At 56.5% G+C, this 19,596-nt stretch carries 17 protein-coding genes; 2 read left to right on the top strand and 15 right to left on the bottom strand.

What is annotated here, in order from left to right; translation table 11 throughout:
- Positions 1 to 67: 67 nt before the first annotated feature.
- From secF to tgt, 4 genes are all read right to left on the bottom strand, one after another.
- A complete protein-coding gene (gene secF, locus BN873_RS03460; RefSeq protein WP_048670624.1) occupies positions 68 to 1,009 on the bottom strand; it encodes a protein translocase subunit SecF in 942 nt (313 codons plus the stop codon).
- A 19-nt stretch (positions 1,010 to 1,028) separates the two neighbouring features.
- On the bottom strand, positions 1,029 to 2,900 hold the full coding sequence (gene secD, locus BN873_RS03455) for a protein translocase subunit SecD (RefSeq protein WP_242434363.1): 1,872 nt from the start codon (positions 2,898 to 2,900) through the stop codon (positions 1,029 to 1,031).
- A 39-nt stretch (positions 2,901 to 2,939) separates the two neighbouring features.
- Positions 2,940 to 3,290, bottom strand: coding sequence for a preprotein translocase subunit YajC (yajC, locus tag BN873_RS03450; RefSeq protein ID WP_048670623.1), 351 nt, complete (start codon positions 3,288 to 3,290; stop codon positions 2,940 to 2,942).
- Positions 3,291 to 3,413: 123 nt separating this feature from the next.
- Complete coding sequence (gene tgt / locus BN873_RS03445) at positions 3,414 to 4,541, bottom strand: tRNA guanosine(34) transglycosylase Tgt (protein ID WP_048670621.1); 1,128 nt, start codon at positions 4,539 to 4,541, stop codon at positions 3,414 to 3,416.
- A gap of 144 nt (positions 4,542 to 4,685) precedes the next feature.
- On the opposite strand from tgt, the gene BN873_RS03440 reads away from it, so the two are divergent.
- Positions 4,686 to 5,129 (top strand): DUF192 domain-containing protein, encoded by a 444-nt coding sequence (locus BN873_RS03440; RefSeq protein ID WP_053085219.1) that lies wholly within the window; start codon positions 4,686 to 4,688, stop codon positions 5,127 to 5,129.
- On the opposite strand, the gene thyA is transcribed toward BN873_RS03440, so the two are convergent.
- The 11 genes from thyA to BN873_RS03385 all read right to left on the bottom strand — a co-directional run bounded on the left by thyA (position 5,130) and on the right by BN873_RS03385 (position 18,649).
- Positions 5,130 to 5,924, bottom strand: a complete 795-nt coding sequence (gene thyA / locus BN873_RS03435; protein ID WP_048670619.1) for a thymidylate synthase — start codon at positions 5,922 to 5,924, stop codon at positions 5,130 to 5,132.
- The gene (locus BN873_RS03430) at positions 5,921 to 8,650 is read right to left on the bottom strand and encodes a sensor histidine kinase (RefSeq protein ID WP_048670617.1); all 2,730 of its coding nucleotides are present in this window, start codon (positions 8,648 to 8,650) and stop codon (positions 5,921 to 5,923) included. The genes thyA and BN873_RS03430 overlap by 4 nt, the downstream gene beginning before the upstream one ends.
- Complete coding sequence (locus tag BN873_RS03425) at positions 8,650 to 8,952, bottom strand: hypothetical protein (RefSeq protein ID WP_048670615.1); 303 nt, start codon at positions 8,950 to 8,952, stop codon at positions 8,650 to 8,652. The genes BN873_RS03430 and BN873_RS03425 overlap by 1 nt, the downstream gene beginning before the upstream one ends.
- Before the next feature lie 116 nt (positions 8,953 to 9,068).
- Entirely contained in the window at positions 9,069 to 11,174 is a 2,106-nt protein-coding gene (locus BN873_RS03420) for a 3'-5' exonuclease (RefSeq protein ID WP_053085218.1), read from the bottom strand.
- A 4-nt stretch (positions 11,175 to 11,178) separates the two neighbouring features.
- A complete protein-coding gene (locus BN873_RS03415; protein WP_048670613.1) occupies positions 11,179 to 11,553 on the bottom strand; it encodes a response regulator transcription factor in 375 nt (124 codons plus the stop codon).
- A gap of 50 nt (positions 11,554 to 11,603) precedes the next feature.
- Positions 11,604 to 11,918: a hypothetical protein gene (locus tag BN873_RS03410; RefSeq protein WP_048670612.1), complete on the bottom strand. Its 315-nt coding sequence runs from the start codon at positions 11,916 to 11,918 to the stop codon at positions 11,604 to 11,606.
- A 206-nt stretch (positions 11,919 to 12,124) separates the two neighbouring features.
- Positions 12,125 to 14,098, bottom strand: a complete 1,974-nt coding sequence (locus tag BN873_RS18705; protein ID WP_053085217.1) for an ATP-binding protein — start codon at positions 14,096 to 14,098, stop codon at positions 12,125 to 12,127.
- A gap of 41 nt (positions 14,099 to 14,139) precedes the next feature.
- Positions 14,140 to 16,035: a tRNA uridine-5-carboxymethylaminomethyl(34) synthesis enzyme MnmG gene (mnmG, locus tag BN873_RS03400; protein ID WP_048670611.1), complete on the bottom strand. Its 1,896-nt coding sequence runs from the start codon at positions 16,033 to 16,035 to the stop codon at positions 14,140 to 14,142.
- 77 nt (positions 16,036 to 16,112) lie between these two features.
- Positions 16,113 to 17,093, bottom strand: a complete 981-nt coding sequence (locus BN873_RS03395; RefSeq protein ID WP_102046983.1) for an ABC transporter substrate-binding protein — start codon at positions 17,091 to 17,093, stop codon at positions 16,113 to 16,115.
- A 9-nt stretch (positions 17,094 to 17,102) separates the two neighbouring features.
- Positions 17,103 to 17,888: an ABC transporter permease gene (locus BN873_RS03390; protein ID WP_048670609.1), complete on the bottom strand. Its 786-nt coding sequence runs from the start codon at positions 17,886 to 17,888 to the stop codon at positions 17,103 to 17,105.
- Complete coding sequence (locus BN873_RS03385; protein WP_048670736.1) at positions 17,885 to 18,649, bottom strand: ABC transporter ATP-binding protein; 765 nt, start codon at positions 18,647 to 18,649, stop codon at positions 17,885 to 17,887. Before BN873_RS03385 ends, BN873_RS03390 begins: the two co-directional genes overlap by 4 nt.
- A 190-nt stretch (positions 18,650 to 18,839) precedes the next feature.
- Here BN873_RS03385 and BN873_RS03380 point away from each other — a divergent pair, with 190 nt between their 5' ends.
- Positions 18,840 to 19,577 (top strand): phosphoadenylyl-sulfate reductase, encoded by a 738-nt coding sequence (locus tag BN873_RS03380; RefSeq protein ID WP_048670607.1) that lies wholly within the window; start codon positions 18,840 to 18,842, stop codon positions 19,575 to 19,577.
- Positions 19,578 to 19,596 lie beyond the last annotated feature (19 nt).

Below are 19,596 nucleotides of genomic sequence, written 5' to 3'. Positions count from 1 at the left end.
AATTTTCATTTTGCGCCCTTACCAGCGCTCTAGGTGTGAGGGAGGCCAAAAGCCTCCCTCGCTTGTTTTAGGGATGGTCGTCGGCCGTTTCCTTGGCGCGGGGCAACAAATCCTCGCGGCTGATTCCCAGATAAAGCGCCGTAGCACTTGCGATATAGATCGACGAGTAAGTCCCGACCACGATCCCGATAATCATCGCGATTGAAAAGCCGCGCATCACGCTCCCCCCGAAGAAGTACATGACGATCACCGAGAGCAGCGTTACAAAACTGGTCATGATCGTGCGTGAGAGCGTTTCGTTGATTGACAGGTTCATGATCTCCATAGCGGAACCTTTACGCCGTTTGCGGAAGTTTTCACGGATACGATCCAGCACCACCACGGTGTCATTGACCGAATAACCAATGACCGCAAGCACGGCAGCCAGCACCGTCAAATCGAACTCGATTTGAAAGAGCGAAAACCAGCCGATAGTGAACAGCACATCGTGGACGGTGGCGGCAATGGTGCCGACCGCTAGGCGCCATTCAAAGCGAAACATGACGTAAATCAGAATTCCCGCCAGGGCACCCAGCGCAGCCAGTCCGCCTTGTTCGACCAATTCCTGACCGACTTGGGGACCGACGAATTCCGCCCGTGCCAAACTGGCACCAGCCCCACCTTCAGCCGCTTGTAGGGCGTGCAAGATACTGTTGCTCAAGGTGGCGGCGTTGCTCTGCTCGGCGTGGGGCGGAATGCGGATTAACACATCCCGAGATGTGCCGAAATGCTGGGTCTGAGCGTCTGGGAAGCCGGCTTTAGCCAGCGTGTCTCGGATCTGGGGAATTTCCACCGGCTGTGGGTATTGGACTTCGAGTACGGTGCCACCAGTGAAATCCAAGCCCAAGTTCATGCCACGCACCAACAGCGCCATGATCGCAATCAATAAGACCGCAACGGACCAGATCATGGCCAGCTTGCGCCAGCGCAGAAAATCGATATTGGTATTGTAGAGACTGAAACGCCACATAACGGTATCCCTCCAGTCCTCAGACGTTCAGTTTTTGCAGCTTGCGGCCGCCATAAAGAAGATTGACCAAGGCACGCGATCCGGTGACGGCGGTAAACATCGAGGTCAGAATGCCGATGCTCAGCGTCACCGCAAAGCCTTTGATCGGGCCGGTTCCGAACCCAAACAGCATGATCGCGGCGATCAAAGTCGTCAGGTTAGAGTCCAGGATGGTGTCGAATGCTCGGTCAAAGCCGGCGTGAATAGCCGCCTGCGGGCTATTACCGTTGCGTAGCTCTTCCCGGATACGTTCATAGATCAAAACGTTGGCATCCACCGCCATGCCCATGGTCAGGACGATACCAGCAATGCCGGGCAACGTCAGGGTAGCCTGCAACAGCGACAACGCCGCAATGAGCAGCACCACGTTGGCGACCAACGCAGCGGAGGCGATCAAACCGAAGGTTTTGTAACGCCAGGTCATGAACGCAGCGATCACTAATAGCGAGATGGCGGCAGCCCGGAAACCCTGGGCGATATTTTCCTTACCGGCGCTGGGGCCGACCGTGCGCTCCTCAATGATTTCGATGGGGCTGACCAGGGCGCCCGCACGCAGTAACAGGGCGAGATCACGGGCTTCACGGGTACTATCGAGTCCGGTGATCTGGAAACGCCGCCCCAGTCGGTCGCGGATCGTGGCGACGTTGATCACTTCCTCAATGGTGTAGGCGCTCTTTTTGACCTCACCATCTACACGCTTGGTTTCGGTCTTGTTTTCGATGAAGACGACCGCCATCCGCTTGCCGATGTTGTCCTTGGTACCGTCTTCCATCCGCTTGGCGCCTTTGCCATCCAACGAGATAAATACCGCTGGGCCACCGCTTTGCTGATCAAGACCGGAGGAGGCATCGACGATGGAGTCGCCGGTCAGCATCACGCGCTTTTGCAGCAACACCGGCCGACCTTGGCGATCCTTGTAGAGTCGCGAATTGATCGGGACGCGGTTATTCGCGGCTGCTTGGTTCCAGTCGTTCTCTTCGTCGGCTAAGCGGAATTCCAGGGTGGCAGTCGCCCCCAGGATTTCCTTGGCGCGCGCGGTATCTTGGACGCCGGGCAATTGCACCACAATCCGGTCGCTGCCTTGTTGCTGGATGATCGGCTCGGCGACGCCCAATTCGTTGACCCGATTGCGCAAGGTCGTGATGTTCTGTTGCAGGGCGAAATCACGCTTTTCCTTAATTTCGGGTTCGCCAAGGGTCAGCTTCAGGCTAAGTTCCCCGGTTTGACTCTGTTGCAGATTATTCAAACTTTTGCGCAGTAATTGAGCACCCTTATCGCGTTCGGCGGTGTCTTTGAACTCAACCTGCACGCCACCGGTGGCCATGCGGCCCACGGAGGTGTACTGCACCTTCTCATTGCGTAATTGGTTACGGATTTCATCCACGTAGCTGTCTTCGACTTGCTTGACCGTCGCAGCCATATCGACTTGCATCAAAAAATGCACGCCACCACGAAGATCCAGACCGAGGTACATGGGATTCAATCCCAATGCCCGCAAAAAGGACGGTGCTGCGGAAGCCAAGTTGAGTGCGACGATGTAATCGCGTCCCAGCCGTTCCTTGAGCAGATCGGCCGCCTTAAGCTGTTGCTCGGAGTCGGCGAAACGAATCAGCAAGCGGTCAGCCTCAAGCTCCAGCCGCTTATGGGGCAGCTTTTCGGTGTCAAGCACCGAGGCAACCCGACTTTGAAAGGCGGTATCGATGGGGATATTGGCGCGCGCGCCAGAAATCTGCACCGAGGGATCTTCACCGAACAGGTTCGGTAGCGCAAAGATCAGGCCCCAAAAGATGATCAGGCCGATCAGCAGATATTTCCACCAAGGGTATTGGTTCAGGACATGCGGACTGGACATGAAACGATAATTCCCGCGTGGGTGCCGGTCGAGGCGCGGCTATAAAGTGCCTTTATAGGTGCCCTTGGGCATCAGCGAACCGACGGCTTGTTTTTGAACCTTGATTTGCACGCCATCAGCGATTTCCAGTTGGACGAAGTTTTCGCCTACGTCAGTGATGCGGGCCAACACCCCACCACCGGTAACGATTTCGTCACCTTTTTTCAGCCCATCGACCATTTGCTTGTGCTCTTTGGCGCGCTTGGTCTGTGGGCGGATCAGCAGGAAATAAAACGCGCCGATCAAAATGATGGGAAACAGGAGATTCAACAGGCCCATCTCGCCGGCGGAAGCGGTGCCGGCCTGCTGGGCAATAGCGTCTTGAATCAGAAAACTCAAAATGTGATCCATGAGGGTTCCTCTTTGATGGCTGGTCCTGCGTCGCGAGCGGCTTTTAGGCGAGTCGGGGTCACGGCGGTGCTGCTGCCGCAGGGGTCAAGATCATGCTTGGACAAGTTAAACGGGGCCAGTTTTTCAAAGCGCGTCATTATACACGGCCACGGGCGCTTGCCCGCGATTTTCGTAAATCTCAGCGGCGAATGCTTCGAAGCGCTGGCGGACGATGGCATCGCGCAGATCGCGCATCAATTCTTGATAATAATGCAGGTTGTGGATGGTATTGAGCCGAGCACCGAGGGTTTCCCGGCACTGATCGAGGTGGCGCAAATAAGCACGGCTGTAGTGGCGGCAGGTATAGCAGGTGCAGTGTTCGTCGAGTGGCCGGTTATCGTTGCGGTAGCGGCTGTTGCGGATACGGATATCCCCTTGGCGGGTGAATAAATGGCCGTTGCGCGCGTTGCGGGTCGGCAGCACACAATCGAACAAATCGATCCCTCGGTGCACAGCCTCAATAAGATCTTCCGGCTTACCAACCCCCATCAGGTAACGGGGCGCCGCGCTGGGGAGCAGCGGCGCGGTGTGCTCAAGGATTCGTGCCCGCTCCTCCGGTGGTTCGCCCACAGCCAGGCCACCGATGGCGTAACCGTCGAAACCTAGCTCTTGCAAGCCCTGTGCGGAGATTTGGCGCAAATGTGGATACATCCCGCCTTGTACGATGCCAAACAAGGCAGCGGGATTGTCACCATGCGCAAGCTGGCTGCGTCGCGCCCAGCGCAACGACAGTTCCATCGATTGGCGAGCCTCGGTTTCAGTTGCGGGATAGGGCGTGCATTCATCGAAAATCATCACGATGTCGGCACCTAGCGCCCGTTGCACCGCCATCGATTCCTCCGGCCCCAGGAAAACCGTGCTGCCATCGACGGGTGATTGAAACTTCACCCCTGCTTCAGTGATTTTGCGGATAGCTGCCAGGCTGAAGACCTGAAAACCGCCGGAATCGGTCAAAATCGGCCCATCCCACTGCATGAAGTCATGCAAGTCGCCATGGCGACCGATAATGGCGGTTCCTGGGCGCAGCATCAGGTGAAAGGTATTGCCGAGGAGGATCTCGGCACCGCTGGCACGCACTTCTTCAGGGGTTAAGGTCTTAACCGCGCCATAGGTGCCGACCGGCATAAAAGCTGGCGTCTCCACCGTACCGCGCGCAAAGGTCAAGCGGCCACGCCGAGCGGCGCCTGCGGTCTGCAATAGGTCAAAGCGCATGGCTGATGGAAAAAGAAACTCGTTAGGCTGGTAAAGGGCGCTTATCTTGAGCGTTATCCGCTGGCCTGGCAAGGCGCTGCTTGCCAGCCGCACCGGAAAGCCGTATATCGATGGCCTCGGTTGGGGGCGATTGAGGAAATGGCAATGATGAAGATTCGGTGGGGTTTGTTTGGGATCGTCTTGAGCGCTATAGCCTGGGTGGCGCCCGCCGCCGATGCGCTGCGATCAGAACCGATAGCGGTGGGTACAGCGGTGTTTCAGGTGGAACTGGCTAAGACGCCTCAACAACGCGAGTTGGGTTTGATGTTTCGGCGGGAGTTGGCCAAAGATGCCGGAATGCTGTTTGAACAACCCCCAGGTCCGGCCCTGTTCTGGATGAAAAATACCTATATTCCCTTGGACTTGCTCTATTTCGATGCCGAAGGGCGCTTGTCGCAAATCGAAGCTGGCGTGCCGCCGTGTACCACGCAGAATTGCCCGATTTATCGCAGTCAGGCTTCGACCATCCGGTATATTTTAGAGATCAATGCCGGAGAAGCGGCCCGCCGCAGTATTCAGCCGGGTGATCGGTTAAAGCTGCCTGAGTAGTTAAACGGCCACCGCTGCTTTGATCGGCGGATGGGCCTGATAATTCAAAATCTCGAAATCTTCGTAACGATAATCGGCCAGCGCCGGAGGCCGCCGCCGCAGCGCGAATTGCGGGAGGGGATAGGGTTGGCGGCTCAGTTGCAGGCGTGCTTGCTCTTGATGATTGAGATAGAGGTGGCAATCGCCGCCGGTCCAGATGAAATCTCCAACCTGTAAATCGGTTTGTTGCGCGACCAAATGGGTCAGCAGCGCGTAGCTGGCGATGTTGAACGGCACGCCAAGAAACAGGTCAGCACTGCGCTGATAAAGCTGGCACGATAATTCACCGTTAGCCACATAAAACTGAAAGATTACATGGCAGGGTAGCAGCCGCATTTGCGCCAGCTCACCTACGTTCCAGGCCGATACCACAATCCGCCGTGAATCCGGATCGCGGCGCAAAAGATCAATGGCATTGGCGAGCTGGTCGATATGTCGGCCATCGCTCGTTTCCCAATCAGTCCATTGCTTACCGTAAATCGGTCCCAGATCTCCGGTTTCATCGGCCCACTCATCCCAGATCGTCACGCCGTGCTCGTGCAGATACCGAAGGTTAGTGTCACCGCGCAAAAACCAGAGCAATTCATGAATGATCGACGGCAAATGAAGCTTCTTGGTCGTCACGAGCGGAAAGCCAGCCCGTAAATCGAAACGCAATTGCGCCCCAAAAACACTCAACGTGCCGGTGCCAGTCCGATCTTGTTTGCGGGTTCCACCCACCAGCACATGCCGCAACAAATCGAGATAGACTTTCATTCGCTGTTGGGTTTGCTCGGTAAATCGACGATAAAACTGGCGCCTTCACCGAGTATGCTTTCCACCCAAATGCTGCCACCGTGGTGTTCGACGATTTTTTGGCTAATCGGCAACCCCAAACCAGTGCCTTTGGGCTTGCCGCCATGGACATCGGTGACTTGGTGAAATTTTTCGAAGATCAATTGGTGTTGATCGGCGGCAATCCCTGGCCCGTTGTCTGTCACCACCACGCGCCAGCGACTTTCCAGCGGATGGAGTCGGATGGTCACCTCGCCTCCTTGATCCGGGCAGAATTTCACCGCATTGGACAGCAGGTTGATGATGACCTGGATTAAGCGGTCACGATCACCGACGACGATCACCGATCTGTCGCCTAAATCCGCATGTAGCGCGACTAATTTATCGCGAAAGAGCTGGCTGGTGGAATTGATGGCGTCTTGAATCAGCGCCCGCAAGTCGATTTCCTCAATGTGCCAGTCGATCCGACCGGAATCGATTTTGGCCATGTCCAGCACCTGATTGATCAGGCGGGTTAGCCGCTCGCTTTCCTTGACGACGATGCCGAGAAATTGACTGCGCTGTTCGATGGACACATCGGGATTGGCCAGGAGAATTTCCGAAAAGGCACGGATTGAGGTGAGTGGCGTGCGCAATTCATGGGTGACGGTGGAGATGAACTCGTCTTTTAGTTGATCGAGTTTTTGTAACTGATTGTTGGCTTCACGCAGTTCGGCGGAAGTGGCTTCCAGTTCCCGCGATTTTTGTTCCAGCCGGCGGCTGTATTCGATGACTTGGGTACTCTCGTCGAGAATGGTCATGACCTCCTCAATGCTGAGCACTTCACCCATCACGATTGAGGAAATCATCACCCGCGCTGACGCCGCGCCAATCGCGCCCGCCAACAAACGCTCGGTGTAGTGGATCAGCCGTGAATCGGCCTGGAGAGGGTATCCATTGTGCTGATGGGCGTAATGATCGAAGGCTTCGCTCGCACGTTGCGGGCCGAGAAAGCGCGCCAGCAGGTCATAAAGATCAGCAGTTTCAGCAACGCCGCGCCATAGCAACGAATCGCCATCGTGGCGATCCTGCTCAAGGACGTTAACGAATTGACTGCCCTGGACCTGTTCAATCGGGTCAGGCCGACTCAACAATGAGCCAAATACCAGCCCGCCGATGTTGAACAACATGCTCCAAAACACCGCGTGCATGTACGGGTCGAGATGATCGAGTCCCAACACCGCATAGGGCTTGAGCAATTCCACACCATAAGGCCCGTGCTCAATAAAGCCGGTATCTAGCCAACCGGAGCGAGCCATGGCCGGTAGCAACAGCGTGTACGCCCACACCACAAAACCGCCGCTCAAGCCGATGAGCGCCCCGCGCCGATTGGCCCGCTTCCAGAACAGGCCGATCAGGATCGGCGGTGCGAACTGGGCAGCGGCCGCGAAGGATACCAGACCGCTGGTTACCAGAGCGTAGGATTCGCCGATGAAGCGGTAGTACAGGTAACCCAACAAGATCAACACCGCGATGCCGGCGCGGCGGATGCCAAGTAACAGGCCGGACAGGTCGGTGCGCTGCGCAAGCCAGCGCGGATTGGCTCGCAGCAGCAGGGGCATTACCAGATCGTTGCACACCATGGTCGATAAGGTAATGGTTTCGAACAGGATCATGCTGGTGGCGGCCGACAGCCCTCCCAAAAATGCCAGCAGCGCGAGATCCGGTTTGTGGTTGGCCATCGGCAGCGCCAGCACGAACATATCAGCGTCCACGCCACCCTGAGGAAACGTCAGCCGCCCACCCAAGGCGATGGGCAATACAAACAGGTTGATGATGAACAGATACAGCGGAAACAGCCAGATCGCCTTACGGATATGCGTCTCGTTGACATTTTCCACCACCAGCACCTGAAACTGCCGGGGTAAAAACAGGAAGGCCATCATGGCCAGAAAGGTCAGAGACAGCCAGCCGCCATAGCCACCCGGTACCGCTTCAAAACGCATCAAAGCCGCCAGCTCCGGCTTGGTGGCTGCCTGCTCGAACAGATCGGCCGGGCCACCGAACATGCCGAAGGTGACTGCAATCCCCACCGTCACAAAAGCCACCAACTTGAAGAGCGATTCAAAAGCGACCGCTGCCACCATGCCTTCGTGGCGTTCCGTGTTATCAATATGGCGCGTGCCGAACAGGATGGCGAACACGATCAGCACCAGAGCCACATAAAAAGTGGTATCTGACCACACCGGATGTTGGGCGGTCTCGGCCATCGATACCATTGGATACCGGCGTAGCAGGCTAAAACTGGTGGCGATGGCTTTGAGCTGGATCGAGATATACGGCAGGATTCCCAGCACCACGATGACCGTCACCATACCTGCCAGCAACCCACTCTTGCCATATCGGGAGGCAACAAAATCGGCGATGGAGGTGATGCGGTGAATTTTGGTGATGCGCACGATCCGGCGCAGTACGAACCAGAACAGAACCGCCATCAGCGTCGGGCCGAGATAGACCGGTAGGAAATCCACCCCGCCGGTCGCCGCCAAACCGACGCTGCCGTAAAACGTCCAGGCGGTGCAGTAGATCGCCAGTGACAAGGTATAAATATAGGGATTGGCGATGATCGAGCGGCCGATATCAGCCCGATGGTCACCGTAGTAGGCAATAGCGAACAGGACGCCCATATAGCTGAGGGCGCTGCCGATAATGATGCTGTCGCTCAACATTAAGGCCGTAACCCCCGCTCCGTATCACCGTCACCGTTCCGCTCGGTGAGAGTGGAGCGAGTCTGTGACGGATTTTCCGAGGGCAGGGGCATAGGACGCTCGGACTCATGGACCTCAGAATGGCCCACGATGAAAATCAACAAGACGATGATCAGCAACCAGAACAGATAAATGTAGAGATACAGCAGAGGAATCCCCAGCGGCAGCCACGCCGTATCGAACAAATCCAGGAACGGATAGTTCAATACCACGACACTGACCACGAACAGGATAGCGATATATTCCTTGGATTGTTGCCGCATGTTTCAATCCACGCCCGCGACCGGACGGAACAGGATGGCAGAGGTTGCGTCTCTACCATGCACGATAAGTCCCCTGGAGGGGGAGGATTCAAACCAGAATTTATGTCGGATGAAAATTAAAAATTAGCTTGTGTCTTGCGAATTGCAACCATCTTGTCAGACACCGCCAAGGCTTCGCCCAGTGTTTTTATCCCCTGCGCTTCGAGTAAATCCAGCAGTTTCAGAAACACGCGCGCAGTGACCAGCGAGTCACCCAGGGCATTGTGCCGGTCATGTACATCAACCCCTAAGCGGTCGGCGATGGCATCCAGATTATGGTCGTCGGTGTAATCATGCAGATAACCGGACAACAGCAACGTGTCAAGCACCGGGTTACCGAATCGGGGGCCGCCTTTTTGCTCCTTAATCTTGAGAAATTTCATATCAAAGGCCGCATTGTGGGCCACCAGAACCGTTTGATCACCACCGACGAAGGCATGAAATTGTGGCAGAACGATAGTGCTGCCCGGCTTGTCCTTCACCATGTCGTCCGTAATGCCGTGGAAGCGGATGGTGGCCTTGGGAATCACCTTGCCGGGATTCACTAACTGATCAAACTGTTCACCCGCCAGCAAGCGCCGGTTGACGATTCGCACACCGGCAATCTGGATGATCTCATCACCCTGCGAGGGTGCCAAGCCAGTGGTTTCAGTATCGAACACCACGTAGGTCAGCGCCGTCAGTGGATAGTTGACCAGATCAACCCATTCGGCCCGCTTTTCATCGCCCAGTGAAAAATCATAGAACTCCGGGCGCTCCGGTAGAGTGGCCATCGGTTCTTTCCACTGGTTATCCGAGGCCGGCAACGGCAGACGCAACAGCGCGTGACCAGGGCGCCGATGGGATTGACTCCATAGCTCGCTACCGTGTCGGGCGAGCACTTCACCGACCGTATTAGCGCCCACCAAGTCCTGGACGTGTTCATCCAACCAACGTTCCAATTGCTCGGCGGGGACGGGTTTGCCCGACCAGATAATATCGAGGTAAACGCGGCGATTACCCAGCAAGCACTCGATTTCGAAATCGTGGCCGATCTCACTCGCTTGCAACTGCGTAATCAAAAATTCGAGCAGCAGGGTGACTGAATGGCTGTCGATACGCAGCCACAGCGGGGTGCCAGTCAGCTTGACAGTTAAACCATCGTGTTGCGCCAAATGGCGGATGACGCTACCGATAATCTCGGCCGAATAAACGTTATGCATCGGCCAGCGATTGGCATATAAGGCCCGCAAATCAAGCGTCAACTCCTGCAACCGCTGGCTGAGACGCTCGCTTTCTTCAACGATCACCCGTTGGAATGCCTGACGTTGGGCCAGATCCATGTCACCAAATTGTAAGACGGTCTCCGCCGCCGCACGCAAACTGGCCAATGGCCGGCGTAAATCGTCGGTACGGGTTTTGATGGCGGCACGTTCGACTTGTTGGGTTACATCACGGAAGGTGACGACAAAGCCAGCTTCGCGTTCTGCGCTGCCGGGTAACAGGCTGATCCGACAATGGAACATGGCCTGATCGTTAACCGTGGCACAGACGAATTCAGCATCGCTGTTACTGCCAGATCCATCTGCATCTGCGTTTTGGCGACGGTACTGCAACAGTTGCAGCGTGCTGGCAATCGGCGCGCGGGTCCATAGATCGTAAAGAGAACGGCCAAGACCCAACAACGCGCGGTTTGGCAACAGTTTCAACGCCGCTGGGTTGTACAGCAAGATGCGGGCGGCACCATCGCAAACCAGCACACCCTCGGACAGTTCCCGTAAAACGGTTTCCAGACGGGCCTTCTGCTCCTCGATTTCGGTGGTCGCCATCACGGTCGCTGCGGCTACGTCGCGGCGGGCGCTATGCAAGGCTTCACCCAATTCCAGCAGCATGGGTGGAAATTCCCCCAACCAGTGCTGTTTAGGCAGTTCCAGCACATAGCCGGCATTACTGCGGGTGATGATACGTGCTCCCCGCGCTAAACCGCCCAACGGGATGAAGAAATGCCAGTCCAGCAAGGCCCATGCGACCGTGGCCGCGCCGATAAGGGCGAAGGCCGCCAGCACGACCCACAGCAAGAGCAGATCATGCGGCTCCGAAGCCGGTACGCTTTGATGGATTTGCCAGCCGAGCCAGCTCAGAGAGACGATGGCGAGGCCGACCGGAAGCAGCCACAGCAGCCAAAGCTTCGTCCGATACGTCATAAGATTAGCTGGATTCCGCCAGCAACTCGCGCACCCGCTCGACCACTTCCTGGGTGGCAAAGGGCTTGGTGATGTAATCGTCAGCGCCCAACGCCATCCCTTTCTCCCGCTCGACTTCGCGCCCCTTGGCAGTGAGCATGATGATACGCACCGTTCGCCAGTCGGGGTTGGCACGGATGGCTTGGCACACTTCATAGCCGTTTTTACGCGGCATCATCACATCAAGTAGCACTAAATCGGGCGCTTCGGCCGCAATAGCCGCCAGGGCCGCCTCGCCGTCTGAGGCAGTGCGCACCTGAAAGCCGGCTTGCTTCATCAAAAACTCCAAAGACAAAACGATGTTCGGCTCATCGTCCACCACCAGTATCTTGTTCGCCATAATACCCCCGGTTAGCCAGCGTTCCTGTTCAAACCCGTATTATGACGATTTTAGGAGCCGTTTCGTTGCGCGTCGTTATCGCCCGGCCCCGGCGCTTCATCGGTCTGTTTATCCGCCGCATCCTTGGGCGTAGTGCCGACTTTCGCGACCGCTTCCCAGAATTTCTGCACCATTTCCATCGAGTGGAACTGGACTGGTAACAAGGGCTTGAAAAACTGGTTGAACGATTCGAGATTAATCGAGCCGCGTTTCACGTTGTCACGCAGGCTTTGCAGCACATCATCATGGAGAGGCTGAATGTTCGGCAGCCCCAGAAATTCGCGCATTTCCTGGGCGGTGGCTTCTACACTGACATTGACTTTCATAGAGAGACTTCCTCGTGTGCGGAATAGTGGCTTTATTCAGGAGATTGAACGGGCGCTGGTACTCACTATGAGCCAAGCATAGCAGGAAAAGGAGGACGCTCAGTCAATCGAGTGCTCACCTGGCGGCTTTTAGCGCGGCAAAAGCACTTGATCCGCTGATTAAACCCATCATCTGGGGATGAGAGTTCTGTTTTTCAAGAAGGGGGCTAGCGCAAAAACTTGGCTAAGACCGTTGCCAGTTGAGCCTGATCGAATGGTTTGCTTAAGTAATCGTCCATGCCGGCAGCCAGACACTGTTCGCGAACCCCTTTTGCCACGTTGGCGGTTAACGCGATGACCGGCAAGCGGGAGGTGCCTTTAGCTTCTTGCTGCCGGATCTCAGCCGTTGCGGCAAAACCGTCAAGCACCGGCATATGACAGTCCATCAGCACCAGATCATACGTCTTTCCAAGCGCCGCCAACACCGCTTCGCGGCCGTCGGTGGCGATATCAGCTCGACACCCCAATTGTTCCAGCATCGCACGAGCGACTTCCTGATTGACTGGGTTATCTTCCACCACCAATACGTGGGCATTAAAGCGTGGGCGCGTGCCGAGTCGCGGGGTGGTGGTTGGATCTCCGATGTTGGTCGATACCCGTGCCAGGGTGAGGCGGAACCAAAAGCTTGCGCCCTGACCTGGCGCGCTATCGACGCCAATCGCACCTCCCATTAACGCGACCAATTGCCGACAAATGGCAAGACCTAGACCCGTGCCACCATATTGGCGAGTCACCGCTTGAGTGGCCTGAGCGAAAGGTTCAAAAATTTGGGCCTGCGCTTCAGGGGCAATGCCGATGCCGGTATCGCTAACCTCAAACTTGAGCTGCCCTTGCTCAGCGTTAATCCAATCAGCACTAATCCGCAGCATTACGCGGCCTTGCTCGGTGAATTTAATAGCATTCGCCAGCAGGTTGGTCAGGACTTGGCGCAAGCGAATCGGATCGCCAAACCAGCGTGTGGGTAACGTATCCGGAATCACCACCTGTAACAGCAGATTCTTGCTGCCGGCACGCTCGGTGAACAGCAGGTAAATATCGCTAATCAAGCGGCGCAAATCGAAATCGATAGACTCCAGCGCTAATTTACCGGACTCGATTTTCGAGAAATCAAGAATGTCGTTAATGATGTTCAGTAAGCCCTTGCCTGAGCGGAGCGCGGTTTGAGCGAGTTGGCGTTGCCGCTCGTCCAAACGAGTGTCCAACAACAGTTCGGTCATACCGAGTACCCCGTTAAGGGGCGTGCGGATCTCATGGCTCATGGTTGCCAAAAAATCGCTCTTGGCGCGGCTGGCTGCTTCCGCCTCCTGCTTGGCGTGCGCCAATTCCTGTTCCAGCCGTTTACGCTGGTCAATATCACGGCAGATGCCGATCAGCCCCAGGATATTGCCGGCCGAATCAAGATAGGGGGTTTTCAGGGTTTCGATCACCGTGCGCCGGCCGTCCGAGTGATCAAGCCATTCCTCATCGCACCGGGGTTGGCCGCTCGCCAATACCTGGCGGTCTTTGGTACGGAAGACGACAGCAACATCTTTCGGGAATAAATCCAAGTCACTGCGGCCTGCGATATCCCGTTCATCACATTGCATTGAATCGGCGAATGCCTTGTTGCAGCCCAGATAGATGCCAGCAGTGTTCTTGTAAAAGATCAGATCGGGGATCGAATCAATCAGCGCATGTAAGAGGGCGCGCTCTTGATTTAGACGTTCCTGAGCTTCGAGCAAGGCACGGTGATGATCGCCCAAACGATGCCCCATCGCAGCTATTATCTGTACGGAACGATCCAGCTCTTTGACCGCAACGTGTGGAGAGGGCTGGTAATAATCCCCGGCACCGATCCGCTTGGCCATCAGATTGATTTGGGCCAGGGGTTTGGTGAACAAACCGCTCACGCGGCCGATGATTCGATAAAGTGCGGCAAAAAAGGCGATGTGCAAAAACAAAACGAAACCGACGATCAACCCCATGCTGCCCGGCTTTGTGTGCGCGTCGAGCGGCGCGATCAATGCGGTATCGTTGGTTAGGAGATGAGTGCTGAGCAGGAGTACGTCTACCAGCAGTATAGGAACAATGGCGGCTGGGACGTAACGCCACCAAATTAAGCTTAGGAACGATTGGCTTTTGTTACCCTGCCGGATAGTCATTGTGTTGGATTACACCGCTCGCGCCTTTATAACGATTACTGTCAGCCCATCGTGTGGCGGCTGCGGCCACTGCCGCGTTTAAGATGCACCAGCAACAGCGAAATGGCGGCCGGGGTTACGCCGGGAATACGGCCAGCTTGTCCGAGCGTGTGGGGCCGATGACGGCTCAATTTTTCGCTAACCTCGCGCGACAAACCATGGACCTGGGCATAATCAAAATCGCTGGGCAGTTTCAGTTCTTCGTGGCGGCGCTGGCGTTCAATCTCAACGTATTGCCGGTCGATGTAGCCTGCGTACTTGGCCTGAATTTCCACCTGCTCGGTAACCTGGGGATCAGATTCTCCCGGCCCGATACCGGGCAAGCTCATCAGGCCCGTGTAAGTGACTTCCGGTCGCCGCAGCAGGTCGGCGGCGCGGCTTTCGCGGGCCAGCGGCCCTTGCAGCACCTGCTGTAGCTGGGCATCAGCAAACTGCTGCGGCCGCAGCCAGATCTCGCGCAACCGCTCCGTTTCCCGCGCGATGGCGTCACGCTTCGTGGTAAAGGCCTGCCAACGTGTGTCGTCCACCACACCCAGGCGGCGGCCGGTTTCAGTGAGTCGCAGGTCGGCATTATCTTCCCGCAGCAGCAAGCGGTGTTCAGCGCGGCTGGTAAACATCCGGTACGGTTCACTGGCGCCGCGCGTGATCAGGTCATCGATTAACACGCCCAGATAAGCTTCATCACGGTGCGGCCACCATGGCTCCGCATCGCGCACGAAGCGCCCGGCGTTAATCCCAGCCAGCAACCCTTGGGCGGCCGCTTCCTCGTAGCCAGTGGTGCCATTGATCTGGCCGGCGAAGAACAGCCCCCGCAGCGCACGGGTTTGCAGCGAATACTCCAGATCGCGTGGATCAAAAAAATCGTATTCGATAGCGTAGCCGGGCCGAGTGATATGCGCATGTTCCAGACCCTTGATCGATCTGACAAAATCGAACTGCACATCGAACGGCAAGCTGGTGGAAATGCCGTTTGGATAAAACTCGTGGGTCTGCAAGCCTTCCGGTTCTAGAAACACCTGATGCGATGCCTTATCGGCGAAGCGGTGGATCTTGTCTTCGATAGAGGGGCAGTAACGTGGACCAACCCCTTCGATGACGCCGGCGAAGAGCGGTGAGCGATCCAGGCCACCGCGAATCAGATCGTGGGTGCGCTCGCTGGTGTGCGTGATCCAGCAGGACACTTGTGGGGGGTGCTCGGCCACGGACCCCCGATAGGAAAACACCGGGCACGGCAGATCGCCGGGCTGTTCGGTCATCTGCGAGAAATCGATACTCCGCCCGTCCAGACGCGGTGGAGTGCCGGTTTTCAGCCGACCCACTCGCAGCGCTAATTCCCGCAACCGGCCAGCCAGCGCGTTAGCCGGTGGATCACCCGCCCGGCCGCCTTCGTAGTGCGCCATGCCGACATGAATCCGGCCGGCCAAAAAGGTACCGGCGGTCAAAACCACCGCTTTCGCTGCGAATTGGATACCGCTTTGGGTCACCACACCGGCGATGCGTTCACCTTCAACGATCAGGTCGGTGGCGGCTTGCTGGAATACCCGCAAGTTCGGCTGATTCTCGATGAAGCGACGCACCGCTGCTTTGTAGAGCGCCCGATCCGCCTGGCAACGGGTCGCGCGCACCGCCGGCCCTTTGCGGCTATTGAGGATGCGAAACTGGATGCCGGCTTGGTCGGCGGCTTGTGCCATGATGCCGCCCAGCGCGTCGATCTCCTTGACCAGGTGTCCTTTACCAATCCCGCCGATTGCCGGGTTGCAACTCATGGCGCCCACTGTTTCGATGGTATGAGTCAGCAGCAGCGTGTTGGCGCCCATTCGTGCAGCAGCCATGCAGGCTTCGGTACCCGCATGGCCACCGCCGATGACGATCACATCGAAGGTTTCCGCGTAGCGCATGGTGATTCACTTCTCAGTTCCGGCAGCCCATCTTGGGCACCAAGCCGGAGCACAGCAGGAGAATCTAAAGGGCCGCTTCAGTCCGGTGACGGCAGTTGTACGGCATAGTTCGAGACAGGTAAGGCGACGTTGAGCACCCCCTGCTTGAGGAGAAATTGGGCAAAGCGCTTGTAACCGCTTTCGTCTAGCGCCGCTGGCCGCCGCGCCAACCGAGGCAAGGTATCACGCCAAGCGCGACGATTAAGTTCATCGTCCAAGTCCTTGTGCTTACTGATAAACGCTTTCCAGGATTCATCGGGATGATTGAGAAGGTACAGCGTGGCGTTTTCCAGAGCCGTCAGGAACTTCCGGTAACGGCCATCCGTAAGCTTCTCGCGGTTTGCCACTAGCACAAGCTCGTCGTAGGGTGGAATACCTTCTTCTTCAGGATAAAAGGCCCGGCCGGGTTTTTTAGCTAAATCAAGCTGATTCAGCTCAAAATTGCGGAATGCACCGATAACGGCATCCACCTGCTTCGAGAGCAGCGCCGGCGACAGGGCGAAATTGACGTTGATCAGGGTCACATCTTCGATTTTCAACCCGGCCTTGGCTAGCATGGATTTCAGCAAGGCCTCCTCAAAACCGCCGACCGAATAGCCAATCTTGTGGCCTTTAAGGTCGGCGATGCTTTTCACCGGGCCATCCTTAAGCACCACTAAAGAATTGAGCGGCGTGGCAACTAGAGTGCCAATACGTTTGATCGGTAGCCCAGCGTTAACGTGGAGAAACAGTTGCGGCTGATAGCTGACCGCCAAATCGACCTTACCGGCGGCTGCCAGTTTCGGCGGGTCGTTGGGATCGGCAGGCGTTTGCAGCTCCACCTCCAAATCCTGCGCGGCGAAGAAGCCTTTTTCCTGGGCGATGATCAAGGCAGCATGATCGGGATTGACAAACCAATCGAGCATGACGGTCAGTTTTTTGTTGGCGGGATCGGGATCTGTGGCCGCCCAGAGATTGGGCGCCAGCGCGGCCAATCCGAGCAATAGGGCTATAGCGCGTAACAGGTTATGCATAATCATTGCTTCAGCTCAGTAGGTTTCGGGATCGGTTGTGGGCGTGATGGGATGCCATGGCAGCAACCGTCTCAAGCCGGCATCGACGAAAAAATAAAGCAGGACCGCCAGGGCGGCCAGCACGAATAAAGCAGCGAACATCAAGCTGACCTGCATTCGGCTGTTGGCATGGAGCATCAAATAGCCCAGACCAGCACTGGAACCGACCCATTCCCCCAACACCGCGCCGATAGGCGCCACCGCCGCTGCCACCCTGAGACCGGAGGCAAGCGCTGGTAACGCGGCGGGAATGGCGATGTGGCGCAGGATCGCCCAGCGATGCGATCCAGGTTGCGATCCGGGAAGCATCACACGAGCGAGATCCAACCAGCCACGCGGCGTGTGGCGCAGGCCATCATAAAAGTTTGCTGTGACCGGAAAATAGATAATGAGCATCGACATGGCAATTTTGGAACCCATGCCGTAGCCCAGCCACAGCACCAATAGTGGCGCAATAGCAAAGACCGGGATGGCCTGCGAAGCGATCAGCATCGGCAACAGCCAGCGCCGAGCATGTTGTGAATAGCTCAACAGCAGAGCGCTCGCACAGCCCAACAGCGTCCCAAATACCATGCCGAGAATGATTTCCAGCCCTGTCACTCCAGCATGATAGAGCAATGGCCCGCTATCTTTCCATAATACCGATATGACTGCCAATGGATCGGGTAGGATATAAGGCGGCAATTCGCCGAAGGTCACGATTACTTGCCAAAGCGCCAGTAAACCAGCCAGTGTCGAGAGCAAACGCCCCAGACTTTTCATTGGGCTTCCAGCCGTCGCAGGATGGCCCGATAAGCCGCTTGTAGAGCCGGGTCGCCTGGATCGCGGGGCGGTGCGCCCGGCAGATCGGGCAATGCACTTAAGGTGGCGGGCCGGCCATTCATCACTAAGATCTGCTCGCCCAACCGTAAGGCTTCCAGCGGATCATGAGTGACCAGCAAGACCGTGCGTCCGGCCAATAGTTCGGCAGCCAGTGCTTGCAGGCGCAGACGGGTGAGGGCATCCAACCCTGAAAATGGCTCGTCCATCAACACCAACGGCCGATCTTCCATCAGAGTGCGGGCCAACGCCACCCGCTGGCGCATCCCACCGGATAGGGTGTCCGGGCGCACCAACGCGCTGTCTGCTAACCCCACCTGTGCCAACAAATCCAGTGCGCGACCCCGATTCGCTGGTTCGCTGCGCAGTCGGCTACCGAGAGTGACGTTTTGCAGCACGCTCAACCAGGGTAATAGTAAATCCTGCTGCGCCATATAGGCCACCCGACCCGTTAACCCCCGGCCATCACTCCCGCGCAAGTCACCACTGACACCCGGTGAGGTCAAGCCCGCCAGCAGGCGCAATAGGCTGCTTTTGCCGATGCCGCTAGGGCCGAGCAGACAGGTGAAGACACCACCAGGCAATTCAAGATCAAGGCCGTCAAATAAGACAAGGCCACCGTAGGTTAGGTGTGCGCTGCGCAAACTGATTGCGAGCGGCGGGGCAAGGGACAGTGGAGAAGCGGAGAGGGGTCGCGCTGGCATCATTCGATCATCGGGTTCGGCCGACGAGCGTTGACCGTCAGCATAGGTCACTATTTAAGAATTAATCAGCATAAATATATAGATATTAATTCCTTTTAGGTTTATCAATTCATTGTTAGTTTAGCAAAAGCGTAAAGTTAAATTTACTGGCATTATTGTTGGTAATCGGCCAAGAAAAGGCACACAGGCGATGACGCAAGCGATAGTGCAGCCGGACTCATCGGCAGCAGACCCAAGTCCGTGGTTCGATCTTGAGGCGATGAATCGTGAACTGGAAAGTTCCGGCGCCGAAAAGCGCGTTGCCTGGGCACTGGCAAATTTCCCCGGTCGTGTGGTTTTGACATCCAGTTTTGGCGCTCAATCTGCCGTTTGCTTGCACATGGTGGTTGCTCAACACGCTGATATCCCTGTGGTCTTGATCGATACCGGCTATCTGTTTCCAGAAACTTACCGCTTTATTGACGAACTCGCTGAACGCTTAGCGCTGAATCTACAGATTTATCGGGCGCCGTATGGGCCGGCCTGGCAAGAAGCCCGCTACGGCAAGCTGTGGGAACAGGGTTTAGAAGGGATTGAACGCTATAACCACATGAACAAGGTAGAGCCGATGCAACGCGCTCTTAAGGAATTGGCAGCGCTGGCCTGGATCTCCGGGTTACGGCGACAGCAGGCAAAGAGCCGCCAGCACCTTGATGTGCTGTTATGGCGCAATGGCCGTTGCAAAGTGCATCCGCTGATTGACTGGACTGACCGTGACGTTTACCGCTATTTGAGCCAACACGATTTGCCCTATCACCCATTATGGGAACAGGGCTATGTCTCTATCGGCGATGTTCATACGACCCGACGCTTGGTGGATGGCATGACCCCAGAGGAGACCCGCTTCTTCGGTCTCAAGCGCGAGTGTGGTTTGCATGAGCAAGTTTAAGCTCCCTCGCAGCGCCCAA

It is taken from the genome of Candidatus Competibacter denitrificans Run_A_D11, from assembly GCF_001051235.1.
Taxonomy (GTDB): domain Bacteria; phylum Pseudomonadota; class Gammaproteobacteria; order Competibacterales; family Competibacteraceae; genus Competibacter_A; species Competibacter_A denitrificans.
Note: the sequence above shows the minus strand (reverse complement) of the source record. Positions and strands in the feature narration are given on the sequence as shown.